General features: G+C 62.6%; 25 protein-coding genes. 5 read left to right on the plus strand and 20 right to left on the minus strand.

From position 1 onward, the window contains the following. From KOL99_RS02120 to KOL99_RS02180, 13 genes are all read right to left on the minus strand, one after another. Entirely contained in the window at positions 1 to 288 is a 288-nt protein-coding gene (locus KOL99_RS02120) for a hypothetical protein (RefSeq protein ID WP_216508849.1), read from the minus strand. Continuing rightward, the gene (locus KOL99_RS02125; protein ID WP_216508850.1) at positions 285 to 1,298 is read right to left on the minus strand and encodes a DMT family transporter; all 1,014 of its coding nucleotides are present in this window, start codon (positions 1,296 to 1,298) and stop codon (positions 285 to 287) included. Before KOL99_RS02125 ends, KOL99_RS02120 begins: the two co-directional genes overlap by 4 nt. An 89-nt stretch (positions 1,299 to 1,387) precedes the next feature. Beyond that, positions 1,388 to 2,407 (minus strand): retropepsin-like aspartic protease family protein, encoded by a 1,020-nt coding sequence (locus KOL99_RS02130; RefSeq protein WP_216508851.1) that lies wholly within the window; start codon positions 2,405 to 2,407, stop codon positions 1,388 to 1,390. Between the two features lie 137 nt (positions 2,408 to 2,544). Further along, positions 2,545 to 3,930, minus strand: a complete 1,386-nt coding sequence (locus tag KOL99_RS02135; protein ID WP_216508852.1) for an MATE family efflux transporter — start codon at positions 3,928 to 3,930, stop codon at positions 2,545 to 2,547. A gap of 228 nt (positions 3,931 to 4,158) precedes the next feature. Continuing rightward, positions 4,159 to 4,575 carry a F0F1 ATP synthase subunit epsilon gene (locus tag KOL99_RS02140; protein ID WP_129125177.1) on the minus strand — a complete coding sequence of 139 codons (417 nt, stop codon included), beginning with the start codon at positions 4,573 to 4,575 and terminating at the stop codon, positions 4,159 to 4,161. A 94-nt stretch (positions 4,576 to 4,669) separates the two neighbouring features. After that, on the minus strand, positions 4,670 to 6,082 hold the full coding sequence (atpD, locus tag KOL99_RS02145; protein ID WP_216500167.1) for a F0F1 ATP synthase subunit beta: 1,413 nt from the start codon (positions 6,080 to 6,082) through the stop codon (positions 4,670 to 4,672). Between the two features lie 51 nt (positions 6,083 to 6,133). Continuing rightward, positions 6,134 to 6,997 carry an ATP synthase F1 subunit gamma gene (gene atpG, locus KOL99_RS02150; protein ID WP_216508853.1) on the minus strand — a complete coding sequence of 288 codons (864 nt, stop codon included), beginning with the start codon at positions 6,995 to 6,997 and terminating at the stop codon, positions 6,134 to 6,136. Between the two features lie 20 nt (positions 6,998 to 7,017). Then, positions 7,018 to 8,526 carry a F0F1 ATP synthase subunit alpha gene (gene atpA, locus KOL99_RS02155; RefSeq protein WP_216500165.1) on the minus strand — a complete coding sequence of 503 codons (1,509 nt, stop codon included), beginning with the start codon at positions 8,524 to 8,526 and terminating at the stop codon, positions 7,018 to 7,020. Positions 8,527 to 8,535: 9 nt separating this feature from the next. Beyond that, the gene (gene atpH, locus KOL99_RS02160) at positions 8,536 to 9,078 is read right to left on the minus strand and encodes an ATP synthase F1 subunit delta (RefSeq protein ID WP_216508854.1); all 543 of its coding nucleotides are present in this window, start codon (positions 9,076 to 9,078) and stop codon (positions 8,536 to 8,538) included. Next, a complete protein-coding gene (locus KOL99_RS02165) occupies positions 9,075 to 9,686 on the minus strand; it encodes a F0F1 ATP synthase subunit B family protein (protein WP_216508855.1) in 612 nt (203 codons plus the stop codon). The genes atpH and KOL99_RS02165 overlap by 4 nt, the downstream gene beginning before the upstream one ends. 1 nt (position 9,687) lies before the next feature. Then, positions 9,688 to 10,113, minus strand: coding sequence for a F0F1 ATP synthase subunit B family protein (locus KOL99_RS02170; RefSeq protein WP_216508856.1), 426 nt, complete (start codon positions 10,111 to 10,113; stop codon positions 9,688 to 9,690). Between the two features lie 488 nt (positions 10,114 to 10,601). Further along, positions 10,602 to 11,441, minus strand: a complete 840-nt coding sequence (locus KOL99_RS02175; protein WP_216508857.1) for a ParB/RepB/Spo0J family partition protein — start codon at positions 11,439 to 11,441, stop codon at positions 10,602 to 10,604. Further along, the gene (locus tag KOL99_RS02180) at positions 11,434 to 12,207 is read right to left on the minus strand and encodes a ParA family protein (protein ID WP_216508858.1); all 774 of its coding nucleotides are present in this window, start codon (positions 12,205 to 12,207) and stop codon (positions 11,434 to 11,436) included. The genes KOL99_RS02175 and KOL99_RS02180 overlap by 8 nt, the downstream gene beginning before the upstream one ends. A gap of 208 nt (positions 12,208 to 12,415) precedes the next feature. Here KOL99_RS02180 and KOL99_RS02185 point away from each other — a divergent pair, with 208 nt between their 5' ends. The 4 genes from KOL99_RS02185 to uvrC all read left to right on the plus strand — a co-directional run bounded on the left by KOL99_RS02185 (position 12,416) and on the right by uvrC (position 16,922). Continuing rightward, a complete protein-coding gene (locus KOL99_RS02185; RefSeq protein ID WP_216508859.1) occupies positions 12,416 to 12,670 on the plus strand; it encodes a cytochrome c3 family protein in 255 nt (84 codons plus the stop codon). 233 nt (positions 12,671 to 12,903) lie between these two features. Further along, positions 12,904 to 14,106 (plus strand): c-type heme family protein, encoded by a 1,203-nt coding sequence (locus KOL99_RS02190; RefSeq protein ID WP_216508860.1) that lies wholly within the window; start codon positions 12,904 to 12,906, stop codon positions 14,104 to 14,106. Positions 14,107 to 14,189: 83 nt separating this feature from the next. Then, on the plus strand, positions 14,190 to 14,870 hold the full coding sequence (locus KOL99_RS02195) for an RNA recognition motif domain-containing protein (protein ID WP_216508861.1): 681 nt from the start codon (positions 14,190 to 14,192) through the stop codon (positions 14,868 to 14,870). 213 nt (positions 14,871 to 15,083) lie between these two features. Continuing rightward, entirely contained in the window at positions 15,084 to 16,922 is a 1,839-nt protein-coding gene (gene uvrC / locus KOL99_RS02200) for an excinuclease ABC subunit UvrC (RefSeq protein ID WP_216508862.1), read from the plus strand. A gap of 92 nt (positions 16,923 to 17,014) precedes the next feature. Here uvrC and KOL99_RS02205 read toward each other — a convergent pair whose 3' ends face one another. From KOL99_RS02205 to KOL99_RS02215, 3 genes are all read right to left on the minus strand, one after another. Beyond that, positions 17,015 to 17,602, minus strand: a complete 588-nt coding sequence (locus KOL99_RS02205) for a GTP-binding protein (RefSeq protein ID WP_216508863.1) — start codon at positions 17,600 to 17,602, stop codon at positions 17,015 to 17,017. An 80-nt stretch (positions 17,603 to 17,682) separates the two neighbouring features. Continuing rightward, positions 17,683 to 18,174 carry a roadblock/LC7 domain-containing protein gene (locus KOL99_RS02210; RefSeq protein ID WP_216508864.1) on the minus strand — a complete coding sequence of 164 codons (492 nt, stop codon included), beginning with the start codon at positions 18,172 to 18,174 and terminating at the stop codon, positions 17,683 to 17,685. Positions 18,175 to 18,271: 97 nt separating this feature from the next. Beyond that, the gene (locus KOL99_RS02215) at positions 18,272 to 19,681 is read right to left on the minus strand and encodes a phosphoglucomutase/phosphomannomutase family protein (RefSeq protein ID WP_216508865.1); all 1,410 of its coding nucleotides are present in this window, start codon (positions 19,679 to 19,681) and stop codon (positions 18,272 to 18,274) included. Between the two features lie 158 nt (positions 19,682 to 19,839). On the opposite strand from KOL99_RS02215, the gene KOL99_RS02220 reads away from it, so the two are divergent. Then, positions 19,840 to 20,421 (plus strand): peptidylprolyl isomerase, encoded by a 582-nt coding sequence (locus tag KOL99_RS02220; protein WP_216508866.1) that lies wholly within the window; start codon positions 19,840 to 19,842, stop codon positions 20,419 to 20,421. Between the two features lie 38 nt (positions 20,422 to 20,459). On the opposite strand, the gene KOL99_RS02225 is transcribed toward KOL99_RS02220, so the two are convergent. From KOL99_RS02225 to KOL99_RS02240, 4 genes are all read right to left on the minus strand, one after another. Beyond that, positions 20,460 to 21,137 carry a cytochrome c biogenesis protein ResB gene (locus KOL99_RS02225; RefSeq protein ID WP_216508867.1) on the minus strand — a complete coding sequence of 226 codons (678 nt, stop codon included), beginning with the start codon at positions 21,135 to 21,137 and terminating at the stop codon, positions 20,460 to 20,462. 71 nt (positions 21,138 to 21,208) lie between these two features. Further along, positions 21,209 to 21,925 (minus strand): cytochrome c biogenesis protein, encoded by a 717-nt coding sequence (locus tag KOL99_RS02230; RefSeq protein WP_216508868.1) that lies wholly within the window; start codon positions 21,923 to 21,925, stop codon positions 21,209 to 21,211. 139 nt (positions 21,926 to 22,064) lie between these two features. Further along, on the minus strand, positions 22,065 to 22,571 hold the full coding sequence (gene def, locus KOL99_RS02235; protein ID WP_216508869.1) for a peptide deformylase: 507 nt from the start codon (positions 22,569 to 22,571) through the stop codon (positions 22,065 to 22,067). Positions 22,572 to 22,577: 6 nt separating this feature from the next. Continuing rightward, positions 22,578 to 23,144, minus strand: coding sequence for a glycine cleavage system protein R (locus KOL99_RS02240; protein ID WP_216508870.1), 567 nt, complete (start codon positions 23,142 to 23,144; stop codon positions 22,578 to 22,580). Positions 23,145 to 23,224 lie beyond the last annotated feature (80 nt).

The following is a 23,224-nucleotide window of genomic DNA, read 5'->3' on the forward strand; positions in this document are numbered from 1 at the left end:
TCAGCGCCGCGCCTGGATCAGGAGTCCTCCTTCGACCATCCTGACGCTGCAGCGCGAGAAACCTTCCCGCTTCAACCGGAACAGCACCACGGGGGCCGCGAGCCCCCGGCAGTTCGGGATGAAGAGCCGCAACTCCCCCGCGGCGTCCAGGTAGAGCCCCATCCCCCCCCTGATATCCGCCGGCTCGCACTCACGCACCCCACCAGGCTCGACCGGCTGGGGTGCACCGCCTTGTGCCGGATGCAGCGCGTGCCAGATCAGCGCGACCGTTCGCAGCAACCTGGTCATGGCCTTATCTCCCACCGTTCCGGGAACGCCTCGCCCTCTGCCCCGTTCCGCTCCGGCCCACGTCCCTCCGGTTTCCGGAGCGCCGGCACCGCCTGATGCCTGGCGTTACCGCGACTTCCCCAGTAGACTCCCGCTACCACCAATAATCCTCCGCACAGCTGCGGCAGCACCACCCGCTCCCCTAAGAGCAGCGCCGCCTGCAACGCCCCGAACAACGGGACCAGGTTGACGAAAACCGCCGCGCGCGAGGCGCCGATCCGCCCTACCCCCTGGTACCACCAGACAAACCCCACCACCGTCCCTAAAAGGGCCAGTTGCAGGATGGCGAGCCACCCTACCCAGCTGAACGCGGGCCAGGGGCCGCCCAGTACAGCGTGCTCCAGCAGCGCCGCAGGCAAGAGCAGCATGGCGCCGAAGAGTGCCGCGTAGGCGGTGGCGGCCAGCGGCGTGAAGGTTGCCAGGGCCTTCTTGCCCAGGATGGAATAAAGCGCCCAGCAAAGCGGTGCGCCCAGCATGATCACGTCCCCCTTGTTGAAGGCGAAGCCGGCGAGGACCGCCCAGGATCCTTTGGAGATGACCACCGACACCCCGAGGAGCGAGATCAGGAGCCCGAGGCCTTGCGTCAGGGTGACCCGCTCCCTAAGCCAGAGCGCGGAGAGCACCGCGGTGAGAAGAGGGTTGATGGCGACGATGAGCGCCCCGCTGGTGGCGGTGGTCAGCTTGAGGCCGGTGAAGAAAACCGCGTTGTAGCAGAAGATGCCGGTGACGCCGAGGCTGAAGAGGAGGGCGAGCTCCCGCAGCCCCTTCGGCACGGGGAAGGACGTGCCTTCTCTGCGGGCGTACCAGGCGGTGAGGGCGACCAGGCAGGTGCCGGCTATGGAGAAGCGGCAGGTGGCCGCGAAGAAAGGAGGCGCCTCTTTTACCGCCAGACGCGCCGCGACGAAGGTGCCGCCCCAGAAAAAGGTGGTCAGCACCAGCTTCAGATATACCGATTTCAGATTACCCGTCATGCCGCGAGCACCCCGCCCCGAGCCCTTCGCGACAAAGCCGCACCGCTACCGAAACTTCTTTGATTCACTTCCCCTCCAACCGCGGTCCATCAGAACCAGCGGATCATTTCATGTTCCATATCGATCTGGTAGCGGTGCTTGCGCAGGAAATCCATCCCCAGGAGGCCGTCGTGCATCCCGACGCTGCCGCTGTAGGCGATCAGTTCGACATCCATCGAGGCGTGGGCGTAAGGGCCGACGCTCACCGCGTCAACGCGGACGATCTTGGAGCGGACCACCCTGCCGTCGGCCAACTCGGCCTGCGCGTTCGCGGCAGAGCGTAAATCAATCGGGAGCCTGCTGGCAACACTTTCGTGCAAGGCGGTCCTGGTTGCGCCGGTATCGAGAACCAGCTCCAGCCTGATCGCCTGACCGCCATGCTTGACGGTCACCGGAACCAGCACCTGGTTGTCGACCACGCGCACCTTGGTGACCGCATCGCCGCTTGGCACCGTCGCCAGGGCCGGGGCCGCCCGCTCCTGGCGCGGGGAAAGCTGCTCCGTGCCCCTTTGCTCGTCTTCCCATTCCTGCGTGGCACGTGGCTGCAGCGGCTCGCGGTGCTCCGCTTGCCTCCTTGGCTCCGCCTCTTCCGCCATCTGCTGCGCCTGCGCCAGCTGGGTCTGCTCACTCGCGCCATAGGGCCAGAGCAGGTACCACATCAGGCCAGCCACTGCCAGCATCCCCGCGAGCCCGGCGATGGTTCGCCCCGGCGACGCTTCTGTGTCCCGGAGCGTCTGCCGGGGTGAAAGCTTTTGGGCATATCCCGCGAGCTTCTTCCCGATCAGGGGATCGGGACAGGCGTCGGCAAGCTGGGCAAGCGCGGCTCCCCCGCGGTGGTCTCCCTCCTTGATCAACGGGATGGCGATGGAACTGACCAGGTCCATGACCCAATCCTGCAGGCGGCCATAGCCCGGCATCCCCTCTGCCTGCCCCAGGGCCGGGAAGACGATCCGCTCCACGTCGCTAAGCGCCGCGATCAGCAGTTCCTGCCTGGCGCTGGAATCCGTGCTTTCCCGCAGTTCCAGCGCGACCCTTTCCTTTATTCCCCTGCACAGATGCTCGAGATCCATGACGATCACCCATGGCGGATCGACTCCGCGACGGCAACTGTTTGGCGACGACAGGAAATTCTAGCGTACTATGGGCAGCACGTCTGCGCCGGCGGCCGGGCAGGGGAAAAAATTGCAGCGTCCTTCGGGGATGGAGATCAGCGCCCTTGCTCTCCCGCCTCTTGCACCGCCACGGCGGAGCCGTCCATCGTGGTTGCGAGACGCAGGACATAGAGCAGGATGACGCAGGCGGCGCCCCAGGTGACCAGCAGGATGCCGCACCAGATGCCGGTGAGCCCCCATCCAAGCAGGTCGGAGAGGAGGTAGAAGACCGGGATCGGCAACACGATCTGCCGCACGAGACCGATCACCAGCGGGAAGACGGGACGTTTGAGCCCCTGCAGGACCGAGACGCTGGTGTAGAGGATGACGTAGGCGGTGAAGACGAAGGCCTCGATGTGCAGGTAGTGCACGCCGATTTCGACGACCACCGGATCCTTGGTGAACAGGGACATCAGCGGGCGGGCGGCGAGAAAGACGGCGGCGGTGCCGAAGCTCATCAGCATCATGCCGGCCCGCAGCGAGGTGCGTATGGTCTGCACCACGCGCTCCATCTGCCGTGCGCCGCTGTTTTGCGCCACCAGCGCCAGGGTTGCCACGTTCATACCCATGACCGGGAGGAGCGCGATCTGCTCAATGCGAGTGCCGATGCCGTAGGCGGCTACCGCGTCGCTGCCGAAGCGGGCCACGAAGCGGGTGATGACAAAGATGCCGATGGCGACGGTCATCATGTTCAGGCTGGAAGGAAAGCCCAGCTTGGCGAGCTGGTAGTAGGCGTGCCGATCCGGAACCAGTTCGAGCAAGCGGAAATGCCTGAGCATGCCGGACTGCCTGACCCGCATCAGCATGTAGCAGTTGCCGATCGCCTGCACGAGAACGGTGGCCCAGGCGATGCCGGCGAGCCCCATGGGGGGGATGCCGAGGCCGCCGTACATGAACCAGGGGTCGAAGGCCAGGTTCAGGAAGAAACCGAGCACCAGGTAGTTGCGGAAGCTGCGGCTGTCGCCGGTCGCGTTCAGGATGGCGTTCAGCACGTAGTTGACCAGGAAGAAGATGCTGCCGGTGAAGATGCACCCCATGTACTGCATGGCCAACTCCAGGACGGTGCCGTAGGCCCCCAGCAGCCCGAAGAGGAAGGGTGCCCCGGCAAGCCCCACCGCCGTGAGCAGGAGCCCGTGCAGCAGGCCGAAGGAGAGCGTCTGGCCGGCGAGGTGGCGCGCTCCATCGCGGTCTCCCGCTCCGAGGGCGTGTCCGATGAGCGAGGTGGCACCGGTGGAGATGCCCGCCCCGATGGCGATGATCAGGAAGAAGACCGGGAAGGAGAGCGACATGGCAGCGAGGGCGTCCGTGGAGATCCTGCCGCCGTAGAAGGTGTCCACCACGTTGAACATGGTGTTGAAGAAGTAACCCACGCTGGTCGGCAGGGCGATCTTGCGGATCAGGCCGGGGATGGGTTGGTTCAAAAGGTCGTGACCGTGGTTCATGGAACCCTCAATTCGCGGCCTTTGCAGGCACGTTTCCCCCTCCCTATCCCTCCCCCTCCGGGGGAGGGGACCGCCGGGTCACCGGAATGGATTCGAGCTCCTTCCCCCGGAGGGGGGAGGCTGGGAGGGGGGCAGGTTGGCTGTCTCAAGGCCTCAAGCTTACACGCCCTGCGGGCAAAAAAAAAGAGCGGCGGGGCCGCTCTTCTCATTTGTTTCTGTGTCGGACGCTTAACGCCCGCCTGCCTTGCCGGCCACCTGCACCCTGATCAGGGCGCGCTCGAGCGCGGCCTGGTAGATGCGGAAGTTCTTGTCTTCCGGGGTGAGCGACTTGAGCTCGGTCTCGGCACGCCCAAGGGCCGCCTTGGCACGCTCCAGGTCGATCTCGTCGGCCCTCTCGGCGGTCTCGACCAGCACGGTGACCTGGTCGTTCTCCACTTCGAAGTAGCCCCAGTTGAGCGCCAGGTGGTGCAGCACGCCGTCCTTCTTGTATGCCAGCTCGCCGATCTTCAGCGAGGTGAGGAAGGGGGCGTGGCCCGGAAGGACGCCGAACTCGCCGAGGGCACCAGTGGCGGTGATCTCGTCGACTTCTTCGGACAGGACCTTCTTGTACGGGGTTACCAGTTCAACCTTCAGTTTTTCAGCCATATAAACCTCTTGAGGTAAAGGTGGGAGGGTGAGGGGGACCGGCACCTGGCGGAGCCAGTCCCCTTACCTCATACCTTCAGCCGTACCAGATTAATTACACCGCAAGCTTCTGAGCTTTCTCGATGGCTTCTTCGATGGTGCCGACCATGTAGAAGGCCTGCTCCGGGAGGTCGTCGTGCTTGCCGGCGATGATCTCGCTGAAGCCCTTGATGGTGTCCTTCAGCTCGACGTACTTGCCCGGGGAACCGGTGAAGGCCTCTGCCACGTGGAACGGCTGGGAGAGGAACTTCTGGATCTTACGGGCGCGGGCAACGACCAGCTTGTCCTCTTCGGAAAGCTCGTCCATACCGAGGATCGCGATGATGTCCTGGAGATCCTTGTACTTCTGGAGCACGTACTGAACCTGACGCGCGATGGCGTAGTGCTCGTCACCGATGACCTGCGGATCGAGGATCCTGGAGGTGGAGTCGAGCGGGTCCACTGCCGGGTAGATGCCGAGCTCGGCGATCTGACGGGAGAGAACGGTGGTCGCGTCGAGGTGGGCGAAGGCGGTTGCCGGAGCCGGGTCGGTCAAGTCGTCGGCCGGTACGTAGATCGCCTGGACCGAGGTGATGGAACCCTTGTTGGTCGAGGTGATGCGCTCCTGCAGCTCGCCCATCTCGGTTGCCAGGGTCGGCTGGTAACCAACGGCGGAAGGGATACGGCCGAGAAGCGCCGAAACCTCGGAACCCGCCTGGGTGAAACGGAAGATGTTGTCAACGAAGAGGAGCACGTCCTGGCCTTCCTCGTCACGGAAGTACTCGGCGATGGAGAGCGCGGAGAGAGCAACGCGGGCACGCGCCCCCGGAGGCTCGTTCATCTGGCCGTACACGAGAGCGGCCTTGTCGAGAACGCCGGACTCCTTCATTTCCATCCAGAGGTCGTTCCCTTCGCGGGTACGCTCGCCGACGCCGGCGAAGACGGAGAAGCCGCCGTGCTGCTTGGCGATGTTGTTGATCAGCTCCATGATGAGAACGGTCTTGCCGACGCCTGCGCCGCCGAAGAGGCCGATCTTACCGCCCCTGGCGTACGGTGCGAGGAGGTCAACGACCTTGATGCCGGTGGTGAACGCCTCGACCTTGGTGGACTGGTTCACGAACAGCGGCGCCTCGCGGTGGATGCCGTACTCTTTCTCGTTGCCTACCGGACCCATCTCGTCAACCGGCTCGCCGATGACGTTGAGGATGCGGCCCAGGGTCTTGCGACCGACCGGCACGGAGATCTGCTTGCCGGTGTCCATGACCTGCTGGCCACGAACCAGACCGTCGGTACCGTCCATAGCGATGGTCCTGACGGCGTTCTCGCCCAGGTGCTGTGCGACTTCCAGAACCAGGTTGAACTCCTGGTCGTCGATCGCGGGGTTGGTTACCCTGAGAGCCTGGTAGATCGGGGGGAGCTTGCCCGGCTCGAATTCGACGTCGATAACTGCGCCGATGACCTGCGATATTTTTCCGAAGTTCTGACTCATGTTTAAACCTCTTCCTTTTGCGGCCGAGAGGGCCACATATTTTTATAAGTGTTAACCCTTGATCGATTCAGCGCCGGAGATGATTTCCATCAGCTCCGTCGTGATGGCAGCCTGGCGCGCCCTGTTGTAGATCAGGGTCAGCTTGGCGATCATCTCTGTGGCGTTCTTGGAAGCCGCATCCATCGCCGTCATCCTGGCGCCGTGCTCGGAGGCGACCGACTCGAGGAGGGCCTTGAAGACCTGGACCTCGATGTGCTTGGGAAGGAGTTCGTCCAACAGCGCGCCCTTGGACGGCTCGTAGATGTACTCGGTCCCGACTTCGTCCTCGTCACCGGCCTTCGGTGCGATGGGCAGGAGCTGCTCCAGGGTGATGTCCTGGGTCATGACGCTCTTGAAGGCGTTGTAGATGATGAAGACTTCGTCGTACTCTTCCGCCAGGTATCCCTCGATCAGTTCGGCGGCGATCAGGGCCGCGGTCTGGTAAGAGAGGGTGGAGAAGATGTTGCCGTGATGTTTGCGGACCGTGTGACGGTTCCTCAGGAACTCGTAACCCTTACGGCCGATGGTCATCAGGGTCATTTCCGAGTAGTCGCCCTTGCGCTCCTTGAGGAAGCGGTCGGCGGCCTTGGAGAGGTTGGCGTTGAAGCCGCCGCAAAGGCCGCGGTCCGAGGTCACCACCACCAGAAGGGCGCGACCACCGTCGCGCTTCACCATGAGCGGATTGGCATCCGACTCCTGGGTCTTGGCAAGCCGCTCAAGCACCTCCGCGAGCTTCCCCGCGTAGGGGCGCGCAGCGACCACGTTCTCCTGGGCGCGACGCAGCTTGGCGGCAGAGACCATCTTCATGGCCTTGGTGATCTGCCGGGTATTTTTTACGGATACGATCCGTTTCTTGATGCTCTTAAGGTTTGCCATTCGCTAAGTCCGTCCTTGGTTTAGGCAGTAAATTCCTTCTTGAACTCTTCCAGGCCGGCGATGATCTCGCCTTTCATGGTGTCGTCGATCGCTTTCTTGTCGCGGAGTTCACCAAGGAGGGTGGCCTTCCTGGAGTCGAAGAAAGCGTAGAGTTCCTGCTCGTAACGGCCCAGGGACCCGATCGGGTAGTCATCGACGAAGCCGTTGTTGGCGGCGAAGATGATCAGGACCTGCTTCTCGTTCGGGATCGGACGGTACTGCGGCTGCTTCAGGATCTCGACCAGGCGTGCGCCGCGGGCGAGCTGCATCTGGGTAGCCTTGTCCAGGTCGGAACCGAACTGGGCGAACGCCGCCATCTCGCGGTACTGAGCCAGAGCCAGACGGAGGGTACCGGCGACCTGCTTCATCGCCTTAACCTGAGCCGAGCCGCCGACGCGGGAAACGGAGAGGCCGACGTTGATGGCCGGGCGTACGCCGGAGTAGAACAGGTCGCTCTCCAGGTAGATCTGGCCGTCGGTGATGGAGATGACGTTGGTCGGGATGTAGGCCGAAACGTCGCCTGCCTGGGTCTCGATGACCGGCAGAGCGGTGAGCGAACCTGCGCCGCACTCGTCGGATACCTTGCACGCACGCTCGAGGAGACGGCTGTGGAGGTAGAAGACGTCGCCCGGGTAAGCTTCACGCCCCGGCGGACGGCGAAGGAGCAGGGAAAGCTGACGGTATGCGACGGCCTGCTTGGAGAGGTCATCGTAGATGATCAGCGCGTGCTTGCCTGCGTCGCGGAAGAACTCGCCCATGGTGACGCCGGTGTACGGTGCGATGAACTGCAGCGGTGCCGGCTCGGAAGCGGTAGCGGCGACGACGATGGTGTAATCCATGGCGCCGTGCTCTTTCAGCTTGGCAACAACCTGGGCGACCGTGGAACGCTTCTGGCCGATCGCGACGTAGATGCAGACGACGTCGCCGCCCTTCTGGTTGATGATGGTGTCGATCGCGACGGCGGTCTTGCCGGTCTGGCGGTCGCCGATGATGAGCTCGCGCTGGCCGCGCCCGATCGGAACCATGGAGTCGATCGCCTTGAGGCCGGTCTGCATCGGCTGATGCACCGACTTACGCTTGACGATACCGGGGGCCTTCACTTCGACCTTGCCGAAGGTGGAGGTGTTGATCGGGCCGAGGCCGTCGATCGGGTTACCGATCGCGTCGACCACGCGGCCGACGAGAGCCTGGCCTACCGGGACCTCGACGATCCTGCCGGTACGCTTGACCGCGTCGCCTTCCTTGATCTCGGAGAACTCGCCGAGGATCGCGGCACCAACGTTGTCTTCCTCAAGGTTGAGAACCATGCCGGTGATGCCGTGCGGGAACTCGAGGAGCTCGCCTGCCATCGCCTTGTCAAGACCGTGGATACGGGCAATACCGTCACCGATGGAGATGATGGTGCCGGTTTCGGCTACCGCCACTTCCTTGCCGTACTCCTTGATCTGCTTCCTGATAATCTCGCTGATTTCTTCCGCTTTGATTTCCATAGAACCGTCTCACCCCTTCTGTAATATATCCTGAATGTTAGCTAACTGAGTCCTTACCGAGCCGTCGAATACCTTGTCGCCGATCTGCGTTACCACACCGCCGATAAGCGACGGATCAACCACAACCTTCAGTTCAACCTTTTTGCCGGTCGACTTGGCCAGGGCCGATTTGATCTCCTCGACCTGGGCCGCGTCCAGCGGCAGCCCGGAGGAGAGCGTCGGCCTGATCACGCCGGAGAGCTCGTCGGCGAAGATGCCGTAGTTCTCCGCGATCTGCGGCAGCACCGAAAGGCGACCGCGCTCGAGGAGGAGCATCATCAGGTTGGAGATCATCGGGGAGATGGAGAGCTTCGCCACCAGGTCCTTCAGGATCTCTTTCTTCTCTTCGATGCCATAGGCAGGGTTGGCGAAGACCGCCGAAAGCTCGCGGCTGTCGGTGAGGACAGTGCTGAAGCGGGACAGTTCGCCGTTGAACCCTTCCACGCTCCCCGCTTCCGAGCCAATCTGCACGAGTGCCTTGGCGTAACGTTTGGCAATAGCGTTAGTACTCAATGTAGAGTCACCACCTTAGAGATATAGTCGCCCACCAGTTTGTCCTGGTCGCCTTTTGCAATGTTCTGCTTGATCTTCTGCTCGGCCAGCTCGACCGCGAGGCGTGCCGCCTCGGCGCGGAGCTCGTCTTTCGCCTTGAGGACTTCCTGGGTCGCTGCTGCCTCGGCCTGGGCCTTGATGCGGGCGGCGGCGTCCTTGGCTTCGGCGATGATGCGCTCTTTTTCGAGCTCACCCTCGCGCTTCATGTTGGCGGAAATCACCTCGATCTCCTGGTTGGCCTGGTCCAGGCGCTGGGAGTACTCGGCGAATTTCTTCTCGGCGGCTTCCTTGGCGGCGACCGCTTCCTTCAGGGTCTTCTCGATCCCTTCGCGGCGTGCGGCCAGGGTGCCCTTCACGTCGGCCTTCTTGAGGGCCCAGACGGCGATGGCGACCAGGGCGGCGAAGTCGATGCAGCGCCACATGAAGTCCTTCATCTGTGCGGCCTGGTGCCCGCCTTCGTGAGCGGCGCCCGCGTGCTCGGCGGCCTCCTCGGCAAAACCGAGGGAAGCCAGGGCGATGATCGCGCCGACCGTAAGCAGGGAAACTATCAGCTTCTTGTTGTTATGCATGCTAGAGACTCCTCCCCAGAACTTTTTCGCAGATTTCGGCGGACAGGGTCTCGGCGCTGGAGGTGAGCAGGCGACGTGCTTCCTCGGCCTCCTGGGCCACCTTGGCCTTGATGGCGGAAAGCGACGCGGTAGCTTCGGCACGCGCCTTGTCGAGGATGGCGGCCTCCTGCTGCTGGGCCTCCTTCTTCAGGGCACCACGCTCGTCGGCAGCACCCGCGCGGATCTCGCGCATGCGTGCCTCGTAGCTGGCCAGCTTCTCCTGCACTTCCCTGTCGACTTCGGCGCTTTTCTGCTTCGCCCCGTTGATCTGGGCGGCACGGTCGGCGAGCTGTTTCCTGATCGGCTTGTAGAGGAAGACGTTCAGGAGCAGTACCAGCACCAGGAAGTTCACCAGCTGGAATACAAATGCGATGTCTAAATTGATCACCAAACCACCTCTATTCGAACATTTTTAAAGGCGTATACGCCTTCAGACTGTGCATAGCTCCGCGCAAAACAGGTGATTGCTATCACATAAATGCTTTTTGTGTCAAGCGATTTATCCGTTTGCGTGCAGAATTGTATACACTTGGACAGTGCCCAACATCACTGTTTTGCGGCCCCGAAGCTGTGCCAGTCGGGGTGCCGCGGGACTGTCACAAGAGCGCGAACCGAGAGTTAGCGCGGGTTTTGTAGACAGGATCGTGTATGACATTTGGAACGATGTTTCAGGCGTTGAGGAAAAGGGAGGGTTTTCTGTAGGGGTGAATAATCATTCGCCCCCCTCAATCGCGCCGGTGCTGCTCTTGCTAATCATGGGGCCGGGGCACCGGCGGCCGGGCGAATAATTATTCGCCCCTACAGTCCGCCCGGGTGGAGGGAGCTCTGCCCTCCGATCATGCACTTCCCCTCCCCTTGAGGGGAGCGAGGCGGTGCCTACAGGTTCAGAAGCTCGACGATGCGGGTCAGCTCCTTCATGTCGCCGAAGCTGATCTCCAGTTTGCCGCCGCGACCGGCGCGCTTGAGCGCAACCTTGGCGGCGAAATGGCGCTGCATGCGCTCCACGAGGTCCTTCTGGTCCGGGTCGAGCGACGGCTTGGCCACCTTCTTCGCCGGCCCCGCCTTCCTGCGCTTCACCAGCGCCTCGGTCTCGCGCACGGAGAGGTGCCCCTTGACGATCTCGTCGCGCACCGCCTTCTGCTCCTCGACGTCCTCCAGGGTCAAAAGCGCTCGCGCGTGCCCCATGGAGATGCGGTCCTCGGCCACGTCACGCTTTATCTCGGCGGGGAGGCGCAACAGGCGCAGGGCGTTGGCGATGGTCGAGCGCTCCTTGCCGACGCGCTTGGCCAGTTCCTCCTGGGACAGGGAGAAACGCTCCAAAAGGGCGTGGTAGGCCTCGGCCTCCTCGACCGCGTTCAGGTCCTCGCGCTGGATGTTCTCGATGAGCGCCATCTCCAGGGCGGTCTCCTCGGAGACGTCCTGGATCACCACCGGGACTTCGCGCAGGCCCGCTTTCTGGGCGGCGCGCCAGCGCCGCTCGCCGGCGATCAGCTCGTAATGGCCGGCCTTCTTGACCACGACCAGGGGCTGGATGATCCCCTTTTCGCGGATGGACGCAGCCAGCTCCTCCAGCTTCTCGTTGACGAAGGTCTTTCTGGGCTGTTCCTTGTTCGGCTTTATGTCTTCGATAGGGCAGGAGAAGTACTTCTTGCCGTGATCCTCCACGACCGGGAGCAGCGCCCCCATCCCCTTGCCCAGTCCCATTTTTTTAACCATGCGACACCTCGCGCGCGATGAGTTCCTTGGCCAGATCCATGTAGCTGGTCGCCCCCTTGGAGGTGATGTCGTACAGGCAGATCGGCTTGCCGTGCGACGGCGCCTCGGAGAGCCGCACGTTCCTCGGGATCACGGTCTGCAGGGTCTCCTTGGGGAAGTGGGCGCGCATCTCATCGCCGACCTGGCGCGAGAGGTTGTTCCTCGCGTCGAACATGGTGAGCAGGATCCCCTCGATGGCGAGCGACTTGTTCAGCCCCTGCTGGATCAGGTTGATGGTCTTTAGTATCTGCGAAAGCCCTTCCATGGCGTAGAACTCGCACTGCAGCGGAATCAGGACGGAATGCGCCGCGGTCATCGCGTTGATGGTGAGGAGGTTCAGCGAAGGAGGACAGTCGATGAAGATGTAGTCGTAGGAGTCGGAGAGCGAGGCGAGGATCTTCTTCAGCTTGCGCTCGCGGTCGGTGACGCTCACCAGTTCCAGCTCGGCGCCGGCGAGGTCGGAGGTAGCCGGCAAGAGGTGCAGGTAGGGGAGTTCCGTCTTCAAGACGATGCGCGACGCCGGGGCGTCGTCGATCAGGGCGTCGTAGATGCTCTCTTCGAGGACATCCTTGTCGGCGCCCACGCCGCTACCCGCGTTTCCCTGCGGATCCATGTCCACCAGGAGCACGCGGCGCTCGGCCACGGCCAGCGAGGCCGACAGGTTCACGGCAGTCGTGGTCTTGCCCACCCCACCCTTTTGATTCGCCACACAGATGATCTTAGCCATAAATTTCTTCTCGATTTGTGAATGATCCGAGTGTTGCCGAAAATGCAAAGCAGGGAAAATTACCATACTGCCGGAGCTATGAAAAGTGTTTTCTCAGAGAAGCCCGCGACGCGTTCCTTGACTTAGGTCAAGGCGCCCTGACCGGCGGCGGCCTATGCTGACGGCGCTGAATCAGCTTGAGAACCGATACCATCGAAGGAGTTCCCGCATGAAGAAAACGCTTTTGGTCCTGTCGCTGCTGTTCGTCGCCCCCGCCGCTTATGGCTTCGAGTGCAACGTCTGTCACAGCAAAAACCCCGCGATGGTGAAGATGCACAAGGCCCTGAAAGGGAGGAACTGCTTCGACTGCCACAAGATGGGCGAGAAGCTGATGGGCAAGGGAATTCCCAAGGACAAGGCCGCGCAGATCAAGCGCCGCGAGACCGAAGAGATCTGCTTCGAGTGCCACAAAAAAAGCAACTGACGTTCGACGTTCTACGTCAAACCCAGCACCTGCGCCCCATCCGCCCTCTCCTGCGGATGGGGCTTTTTTTGTCCTGTCTCCCCCAGACACCTCCCCCCTCCCTGTCCCTCCCCCTCCGGGGGCGGGGACGCTGATGGCGGACTTGTCCACCGTAGCCTTGGCGAAGGTGGATTGCGGTTCCTATGTCCCCGGATATACTTGTGGCTTCAGTGCTATGAATTCCAGGAGGATGCATGACCCGCCCGGCAGATTTCTCGATCCGCACCAAGTTCTTCGGCCTGATGTCCCTGCTCCTGATCGCCCTCCTGCTCGCCTCCGGCATATTCCTGTACCATCGCCAGAAGGCCTTCGTGCTCCGCTTCGCGGTCGACAACGCGCGCAGCTTCGCGACGCAACTCATCGAGACCCGCGAGTACATGTCGTCGGTGGTGAAAAACGAGCCGGAGTCCAATTACAACCTGGTGCCGCAGGTGGTGGCGACCCAGGTTGCCAAAAGGGTCACCCAGAACAGCAAGTTCTACGTGCGCCAGGTGTCGCTGCGCTACCGCAATCCGGAAAACCGCCCCGACGCCTACGAGACGGCGCAACTGCGGAAGTTCATCGCCGACCCCACCGCGGAAAGCTACGCCATCGTGCAAAGCGGCGACACCAGCGTGTTCCGGTACCTGCAGCCGATGCGCGCCACCCCTTCCTGCCTGGGATGCCACGGCAGCTACCAGAGCGCACCCGACTTCGTGCGGAAGCGCTTCCCGCCCGGGCACTACTCCTACAACTACCGGGTCGGCGAGGTTATCGGCGCGGTATCGGTGAGCATCCCGGTGAAGGACCTGTACGCCCAGTTGGGGGCCAACTTCAAACTCGACCTGCTGGCCCGCGGGCTGGTGTACCTCATCGTCACCGTCGTGATGGGAATCATCATGAGCCGGCAGATCATCACGCCGGTGAAGCTCCTTTCGGACCGGATCATCGACGTCACCCGGACCGGCAACTTCCACGATAAGCTGCCCCAGAAAAGCCGCGACGAGATCGGCATGCTCATCGCCGCCTTCAATGACATGATGGAGGAACTCTCCCATCGCACGGTCCAGTCGCGCGAGGCCGACGAACGCTACCGCCGCTTCATCGAGGTGGCGGCCTCGGCGGTGGTGACCTTCCTCAAGGACGGCAAGATGGTGATCGTCAACGAGAAGGCGGAGGCGCTTTTCGGCCGCAACCGGCAGATGCTGCTCGGGGAGTCGATCTTCGATTTCCTGGAAGGGGGGGATGAACTGCGGCAGCGGATCGAACAGCCCGGCGAGTTCAAGGAGGAGACCATGCGCCAGCGGGTCATCAGCGCGGCCGGCAAGCCGGTGACCGTCGAGATGGTCGTTTCCGCTTCCAGGGCGGATCGGGAGCCGCTCTACACGGCGATCCTGCGGGAGCGTAACGGCGGCTAAGGCATCGGACCGAGAGAAAGTTTTGCCGTGCCGCCGCGTGTTGTGCTAGAGTGTGCCGACAAAATCAAGGAGAGTTAGATTCCATGGCAAAAGCAGGTAAAGAACTTTACGTAGGCAGCCTGTCCTACGATGTCACCGAATATGAGCTGCAGAAGTTGTTCGCCGTTTCCGGCACGGTCACCTCGATGCACCTGATCAGGGATCCGGACACCGGCCAGTTCAAGGGTTGCGGCTACGTCAGGATGTCCACCGAAGCCGAGGCAAGGGACGCCATCGATTCGTTGGATGGCGCCTGGCTCCTCGACAAGAAAATCACCGTCTCGTATGCCAACCCGCAGAAGATGAAGGCGAGTGGTGGCGGCGCCAAGACCCTCCCCAGGTGGCGCATCGAGGCGGCCGAGAAGAAAGCCGCTGAGAAGAAGGCCGCTGCCGCGGCACCGGCCACGAAGCCGGCAGCCAAACCGGCAGCAGCCAAACCGGCAGCAGCCAAACCGGCGAGCAAACCGGCAGCCAAACCCGCAGCTAAACCCGCAGCCAGGCCGTCAGCCAAACCGGCAGCTGCGCCGGCGGCCAGACCCGCTGGGAATCCTGCGGCGAAACCGGCGGGGGCCAGACCGGCCGCAGCCAAAGCGGGAGCGGCCAAAGCGGGAGCGGCCAAAGCGGGAGCGGCCAGACCGGCCGGCGCCTCCAGACCCGCGGGGAGCAAGCCCGCCTCGCGTCCAGGCAGCGCCGCCAAGCCCGGCAGCAGGACAGGAAAACGCTGACCCCACCACCGAACCTGTAGGGGCGAATAATCATTCGCCCCGTCTTTCCCCCCTCAGCCTCCAACACGACGCCTCTATTCCTCGAGAGCAGCGGCCGGGTCGCCATCGCCAACGGCGGGCGAATGTTTATTCGCCCCTACAGGACGACGCGTCGCACTCTCGTTAGCACGTCCCACCTTCCCTTCTAACCAGCAACCGTCTATACTACGCCTCATGATAACCCAGGAGATGATCCAGAACTTCCCCACCTCCCCCGGCGTCTACCTCATGAAGGCCTCGGACGGCACCGTCATCTACGTCGGCAAGGCGCGCAACCTGAGAAACCGCGTGCGGGCCTACGTCGGCGACACCCGCGACTCCCGCGTCCATATCCGCTTCATGGTGCAACTGGTCCAGTCGGTCGACTACATCGTCACCGACACGGAAAAGGAAGCGCTGATCCTCGAAAACACGCTGATCAAGCAGCACCGCCCGAAGTACAACATCAACCTGCGCGACGACAAGACCTACTTCTCGCTGCGCATGGACATGAAGGAGGAGTTCCCGCGCCTGTCGCTGGTGCGCAAGATCCCCTCCGACGGCGCGCGCTACTTCGGCCCCTACTCCTCGGCTAGCTCCGCCAAGGAGGTGCTGAAGCAGCTCTACAAGATGTTCCCGCTGCGCCACTATCCGCTGGCGACCTGCATGGCGAGAAAGCGCCCCTGCCTGTACCACCAGATCAAGCAGTGCTCGGCACCCTGCTGCGGGTTGATCACGAAAGAGGAGTACGCTGCGCTCGCCGAAGGGGCGGCCCTGTTCCTGGAAGGAAAGAACACCGAGATCGCCCGCCTCTACCGCGCCAAGATGAACCAGGCCTCCCAGGAGATGCGCTACGAGGACGCGGCGCGCTACCGCGACCTGGTGCGCGCCATCGAGGTCACCGTGGAACGGCAGAAGATGGTGGCGCAAGGCGGCGACAGCGACGTGTTCGGCGTGCACCGCGAGGGGGACCAAATGCAGATCGCCCTCTTGCACATCCGCGGCGGCACCGTGACCGGCGGCCGGACCTTTCTCTTCGACTGGGAGCTGGAGACCGAGGAGGGGTTGGCCTCCTTCCTAAACGAGTACTACGGCCTGGACGCCCCGCTCCCCCCCCAGGTGCTGATCCCCTTCCCGATCCCGGAACCGGGCCCGCTCGAGGAGCTCCTGTCCGAGAAGGCGGGGAAAAAGGTCGCTATCGCGGCACCGCAGCGCGGCCCCAAGCTGGAGATGGTGAAGCTGGCCCAGAAGAACGCGGAGACCGCCTCCCAGGAGCGGCTGGCCAAGGAAAGCTCGTCCGCCACGCTGCTGACCGAACTCGCCGAGAAGCTGCACCTCTCCCGCCCCCCGAGAAGGATCGAGTGCTACGACATCTCCAACATCCAGGGGGAGATGGCGGTCGGGAGCCGGGTGGTCTTCATCGACGGCAAGGCCGACAAGAACCTGTACCGGCGCTACCGGATCAAGGGGGTGCTCCAGTCCGACGACTTCGCCATGATGCGCGAGGTGCTGTCGCGCCGCTTCAAGGCGGAGACCACCGAGGATCAGCCCGACCTGATCGTGGTCGACGGCGGCCTGGGGCAGCTGGGGGTGCTGAACGCGGTACTGGACGAGTTGGGGGTGACCGGGGTGGAGGCGGCGGGATTGGCCAAGAGCCGCACCTTCCGGGACATGGAAAGCGCGGAGATCTCGAAGAGCGACGAGCGGGTGTTCCGCCCGGGGCGCAAGAATCCAATTACGCTCCGGCAGAGCTCGGCGCCTCTGCTGCTTCTGGCGCGCATCAGGGACGAGGCGCACCGTTTCGCGGTCACCTACCACAAGGCCGTGCGCAGTAAGACCCTGACCGGCTCAAGCCTGGACCAGGTGCCGGGGATCGGCGCGAAGAGGAAGAAGGGGCTCTTGAAGCATTTCGGGAGTTTAACAGGTGTGCGGGGGGCGACGCTGGAGGAACTGATCGCGGCGCCCGGGATGACGGAGAGCGCGGCCAAGGCGTTGTGGAAACACCTGCAGAAACAGAAACAAGAACAAAACTGAACAGGGATAAAAAGGATAAAGGGGATAAAACCAACTGGTTTGGTCGTATCCCCTTTATCCCTTTTATCCCTGTTTGAATAGCCTTTGTCTTTTTACTTCCCTTTTTTCAAATCAAACAGGATCAGCTTGGCGATCGCCTTCAGGGTCTCGAAGACACCCTCGCCGGTGGTGGCGCAGGCCTCGAAATCGGGGACGTTGGTCGGGTTCAGCTCGCGGCGCAGTTCCTCGACGCTGACCACGTTGGGGAGGTCGCGCTTGTTGTACTGGATCACGTACGGGATCTTGTCCAGGTCGTACCCCTGCTCGATCAGGTTGATGCGCAGGTTCTCGACGCTCTCGATGTTGGCGTCCATGCGCTCTTCCTGCGAGTCGGCCACGAACACCACACCGTCCACACCCTTCAAAATCAGCTTCCGGGAGGCATCGTAGAAGACCTGGCCGGGAACGGTGTACAGGTGGAAGCGCGTCTTGAACCCCCGGATCTCGCCCAGCGCCAGGGGGAGGAAGTCAAAGAAAAGGGTGCGCTCGGTCTCGGTCGCAAGGCTGATCATCTTCCCTTTCGCATCGGCGGCGGTCTTCTGGTAGACGTACTGAAGATTGGTGGTCTTGCCGCACAGGCCCGGGCCGTAGTAGACGATCTTGCAGTTTATCTCACGGGAAGCGTAGTTGATGAAGGACATCCTACAGTACCTCTTATAAATTACTGCACCACATGGTTTTCAGGGCACATGCCGCCACCCCGTCCCACCGAAATGTTCCGTTAGCTGAACAGGTTGTCGATATCGTCGTCGGTGATCTCGGCGAAGGGGAACTCGCTGTCGCCGCTCTTCTCCTTCTCCTCGTTCTTCTGCAGCAGGCGGTTGAAGATGGCGGTGAGTTCTTCGGAGGCTTTCTTGACCCGCAGGCGAACCAGCCCAAGCGAAGAGCGGGTATCGAAGAGGACGACCAGGATGACGCGGCCGGCCACGATGGAGATGTGCAGGTTGTCCTTCTCCCCCTCGTGGAAGAGGATGGAGAACTCCTTCTCGCCGATCAGCTTGGCCAGACCGCCCGTGGCGGCGATGTTGCCGGCGGTGAGCGAGGCGAGCGAGGTGGTGTCGAAGCGCTCCGTCTCACCGCAGCCGGTGATCAGCTGGCCGTTCTTGTCCACCAGGAAGATCACCTTTGCATTGGCTTCGCGCAGCAGTTTCTCGAGCGCGGCATTTATCTGTTTGAATTCCTCATCGTACATAATCAACTGAGGATTCGACATGAATGTCTCCTTGGTGGGGGTACTTTTGACGCAAAGCTTATTCTATAACAGAAGCGTTACGCCATTTCAAGGTAATTGCCTGAGCGATAACCGCTCCTTACACGCCCGCTATGCCACGCGCTGCCTTCAGAAGCAGAGCGACCTTCTCCGGATCCCCCGCCTCGCTGTACAGTCTCAGCACCGGCTCGGTCCCCGAAGGACGTATCAAAAGCCAGGCCCCGTCCTCGAAGATGAACTTGAAACCGTCGCTGAAATTGTGACGCGCCACCTCGAAGCCGGCGATGCTGGTGATGCCACCTTCCTGCATCCGATCCAGGAGTTGCCGCTTCGCCTGCGGGTCGATGGGGAGGTCGATGCGGGAATAGTGGAAGTGGCCGATTTCGTCCATGGTCTCACCCAGCAGGGCCCGCAGCCCCTTGCCGCTCATGGCCATCGCTTCCAGAAGCAGGAGCCCCATCAGGATGCCGTCGCGCTCGGGAATATGCCCCTTGACGCCGAGGCCGCCGGACTCCTCCCCCCCCATCAGGATGTCGTTCTCCAGCATCATCTCGCAGATGTGCTTGAAGCCGATCTGGGTCTCGAACAGCTCCAGGCCGTACTTCTCGGCCAGGAGGTCTATCATCTGGGTGGTGGAGACGGTCTTGACCACGGCGCCGCGCACCCCTTTCCTCTCGTAGAGGTGGCGCAGCAGCACCGTGAAGATACAGTGCGAGGAGAAGAACTCACCGGTCTCGTCGACGGCGCCGATGCGGTCGGCGTCGCCGTCCAGGGCCAGGCCCACCTGGAAGTTGCCGGCCTCGACCAGCGCGGACAGCTCGCCCAGGTGCTCGGCGATCGGCTCGGGGGGGTGGCCGCCGAAGGAAGGGTTCTCGGCGCCGTGGATCTCCTCGATCCCCGGGATCAGCAGCGGCAAGAGGCCGGAGCCGGCGCCGAACATCGGGTCCACGACGGCCTTGATGCCGGCGGAGCGGATCTGCTCGAGGTCGACGTAGCGCGCCAACTGGGCCAGGTAGGGCGCGGAGGCGTCGAACAGCTCCACCTGCCCGGTCGCCTGAGCCTCGGCCAGGTCCAGCGCCTGCACCGGGCGTGACGCCGCCTGGTTCTCGGCCACCATCTGCTCCAGCACCTTGGTGGTGGAGGGGCGCGCGGAGCCGCCGAAGGATTCTTTGACCTTGAAGCCGTTGTAGCGGGGCGGGTTGTGGCTTGCCGTGATCATGACCCCGGCGCCTGCCTTTTTCTCGTGGACCGCCCAGGAGACAGCGGGGGTGGGTGCGTAACCGTCGGAGAGCCAGGTCTTGATGCCGTTGCCGGCCGCGATGGCGGCGACGCGCTCGGCGAACTCCCTGGAAAGGAAGCGGCGGTCGTAGCCGATCACCAGCCCTTTTTCGGCAAGCCCCTGTTTGTGCAGATAATCCATGGTTGCCTGCGCCACGAGGGATAGGTTTTCAAAGGTAAAGGTGTCGGCGATGACGCCGCGCCACCCGTCGGTACCGAATTGTATCTGCAAGTGCAATCCTCCATAAACGTTAATGATTGGGCATTTTCCACGGCGACGCCTGATCTGTCAACCCTTAGTTGCCGGAAGGCCTCCTAAGTGGTTGACCGCGGACGGGGATTGGCTTATAAGGGTGCAACGATTACCAATCCCAGAGGAGGTACGAAAACATGCTGAAAAGATTCATCCACGCTCTGATCCTGGGGCTCTTCCTGGTGGGCGGCGCCTTCGCCGCCGAGACGAAGAACCCGGTGGTGCTGATCGAGACCAACCAGGGCACCATCAAGGTAGAGCTGAACCAGGAAAAAGCGCCCATCTCGGTCAAGAACTTCCTCGACTACGCGAACAGCGGCTTCTACAACGGGACCATCTTCCACCGCGTCATCCCCAACTTCATGATCCAGGGCGGGGGCCTGAGCCAGGACTTGGTGCCCAAGCAGACCAGGGCCCAGATCAAGAACGAGGCGGCCAACGGGCTTAAGAACGATCGCGGCACCATCGCCATGGCCCGCACCATGGTGGTCGATTCCGCCACCTCGCAGTTCTTCATCAACGTGGAGAACAACACCTTCCTGAACCACAACCCCGCCGGCGGGCAGATGGGGTACGGCTATGCCGTCTTCGGCAAGGTCATCGAGGGGATGGACGTGGTCGACAAAATCGCGACCACCAAGACCGGCAAGGGCGTCAACGGCATGCCGGACGTACCGCAGACGCCGATGATCATCAAGAGTGTCAAAGTCCTCAAGTAATGCGAAAAGGGGCGCCGCCAGGCGCCCCTTCTTTTTACTTATCTCCCCTTGCGCTGCGCCAGCAGCATCAGGTTCCCCACCGTAAAGATCAACGCCCCGATGAACGCGGTCAACGCACCCGGCTCCTTGTGCACCTCGAAGAGCGCCACCGGCACCGGACTGAGCGCCACGTCCTTGACGTAGATGCCGTACCCCTTGTGGAAGAGGGGCTGGTTGGGCTGCACCGCGTGCAGGCCATCCGAGAGCCGCAGGTCCGCGCGATAGCCGCTCATCATCCCCATTGGCCCCACCTGTCCGGTAATCCGCTCCACAACGACCCGCTCGCCGTCCGGAAAGCCGAAGGAATCGCCCTGCGGCAACTGCATCTGCTGTTTGAAGCCGCCGTAGGCGGAGAGAAGGTGGGCCAGGACGATGAGCAAAAAGCCCGCGTGCATCAGGTGCGGTGCCACGCTGCGCCCTTTGCGGCGCAGGGCGTCGATGGAGCAGATGAGCGCGTTGACGAAGAGAACCGCGATGCAGGCGACGCAAAGCCAGAGCCACCAGGAGTAGCCGAGGGGTGCGCGCTGCAGCCAGAAGAGGAGCGGCATGTCGTTGAGGCCGCCCTGCTCCGAGCTGGCGCTGGAGAAGGAGCCCAGGGCCAGGGTGACCATGACCCCGGTCATGAGCCAGAGGCCGAGGTTCAGGGAGCAAAAGGTGGTGTAGAGCTTTTTAAACAAGGGCGTTCCCTCTTTTTCCGGCCCGGGGACTGGCTCCGCAGGTGCCTGTCCCCAAAGCACCAAACTTTCGACTAGAAACTGTGCGAGCTCCGCATGAGCATGCTGACGCCCAGGTAGGTGAAGAGCGTCACCAAAAAGCCGACGATGCCCAGCCAGGCGAAGCCGCGCTCCCAGGCCTGACCCTTGAGGCGCAGGTGCAGGTAGAGCGAGTAGAAGATCCACAGGATGGAGGTCCAGAGCTCCTTCGCGGTCCACAGCCAGTAGGTGCCCCAGGCGTAGTACCCCCAGATGCCGCCGGAGACCATGGAGAGCGAGAAGAAACTGTAGCCCACCAGCGCGGCCCGGTACTGCAGGTCGAGCGCCGCCTTGCCACCTCCCTGCAGGTACGCGACACCCAACAGCGCGGCGATGCCGAAAAGGCCGTAGGCGAAGAAAGCCAGGGCAACATGCAGCTCGAACCAGTAGGTGTCGAGGATGGGGGGCAGCGGCATGTTGATGGTCGGGAAGGGGAGCGCCAAGGCGGCGAAGAGTCCGGCCAGCGCGCCGCACCCCCAGCAGAACCAGCGTATGCCCGCGGTCTGACGGCTATAGATGAAGGGAAGCCCCATGAGCCCGAGCGACCCCGAGAAGAAGGCCAGGGTGTCCTGGGGGCCGATCAGGGGGAGCCGTCCCAACCCCATGCCACGCGAGGCGAGGTAGGCCAGGCTACAGCCGAGCGCCGCCACGAAAATCGGCCGGCGGATCGAGGCGACGTAAAGCAGCGCGGAAATGATGAGAAGAAGTTTCATGACGATCCAAGAGCTTAGGCTGTTAACATTCCCTCCCCCGGAGGGGGAGGGTCAGGGAGGGGGCGCGCAGAGTCTTTGTGAAGCTTCCCCCCTCCCAACCTCCCCCCTCCGGGGGGAGGAGAGTGATCCAGTGTGGAAGCTATTTGTAACTCTTGCGCCTGAACAGGCCGGTTTTGAGCGACGCGATGCGGTCCAGGAACAGGAAGCCGTCCAGGTGGTCCATCTCGTGCTGGATCGCCACGGCCTCGAAGCCGGAGGCCTCGAACTCGCGCACGCTACCGTCAGGCTCGGTGAAGCGCAGGGTGAGCTCGGTGGCGCGCTCCACGTCGCCGGTGTAATCGGGGACGCTCATGCACCCCTCGCGCATCACGGCGCCGCCGCTTTTGGCCAGGATCTCCGGGTTGATCATCAAGAGCAGCCCGTGGTTGTTCTCCTTGCCGTGACGGTTCTTGGAGACGTCGATGACGCAGACGCGCCGGGAGACGCCGATCTGGGGCGCGGCAACACCGACGGAACCGGGGCCGGCGTGCATGGTGTCGACCAGGTCTTCGATCAACTGCTTTATCTCATCGTCGATGGCCTGCACCGGGGCGCAGGCCTGCTTCAATATCGGGTCGGGATAAACGACTATCGGTTTAACTGCCATATAGAATCAGAGGGAAACCGGCGTAATGAGTCGCACCGAAATCTCCACACTCAGCTCCTTTTTCAGTTTTTCCAGCAGGGCGGTCACATCCTCCACCGAGAGCCCCTGGGGGAGCGCGGCCTCGAGCACCAGTACGTACACGGGCTCGCTCGGCTTTCCAATCAGCTTGGTGTTGAGGTCGGCGATGCTGACACCGCGGTCGGCGAGCTCGCGGGTGATGCGATAGACGATGCCCGGCTTGTCGGAGCCGTACACCGAGATCAGGCAGAGCTCCCCTTCCGGCCCCTGGTAGCAGACCTCGTCGTCCTTCAACGTCCTGACGAAGGCGGAAAGGCCGGTGCCGGCGGTCTTGGCGGCGAACTCCTCTTCCAGCTTCTTCTTGGAGAAGGGCTTCTCGTGGGAGACGATCAGGATCATGGCGAACTCGCCACCGAGCATGGTGCAGCTCGAGTCCTCGACGTTGCAGCCGAGTTTGTAGAGCACCTCGGAGGTGTCCGCCACGATACCGGTGCGGTCCTTGCCGATGATGGTGACGGCGAAATGAGCCAGGTTAGGCTTGCGACAAAGGTTCATTGGGCCTCCTTGTAAGGGGGACAGGCACCGGCCAATCCCCTGAGCGACTAGATCTTGTTGATCAGGGGGACAGGCACCTG

The sequence above is a fragment of the Geomonas azotofigens genome, from assembly GCF_018919395.1.
Classification (GTDB): Bacteria; Desulfobacterota; Desulfuromonadia; order Geobacterales; family Geobacteraceae; genus Geomonas; species Geomonas azotofigens.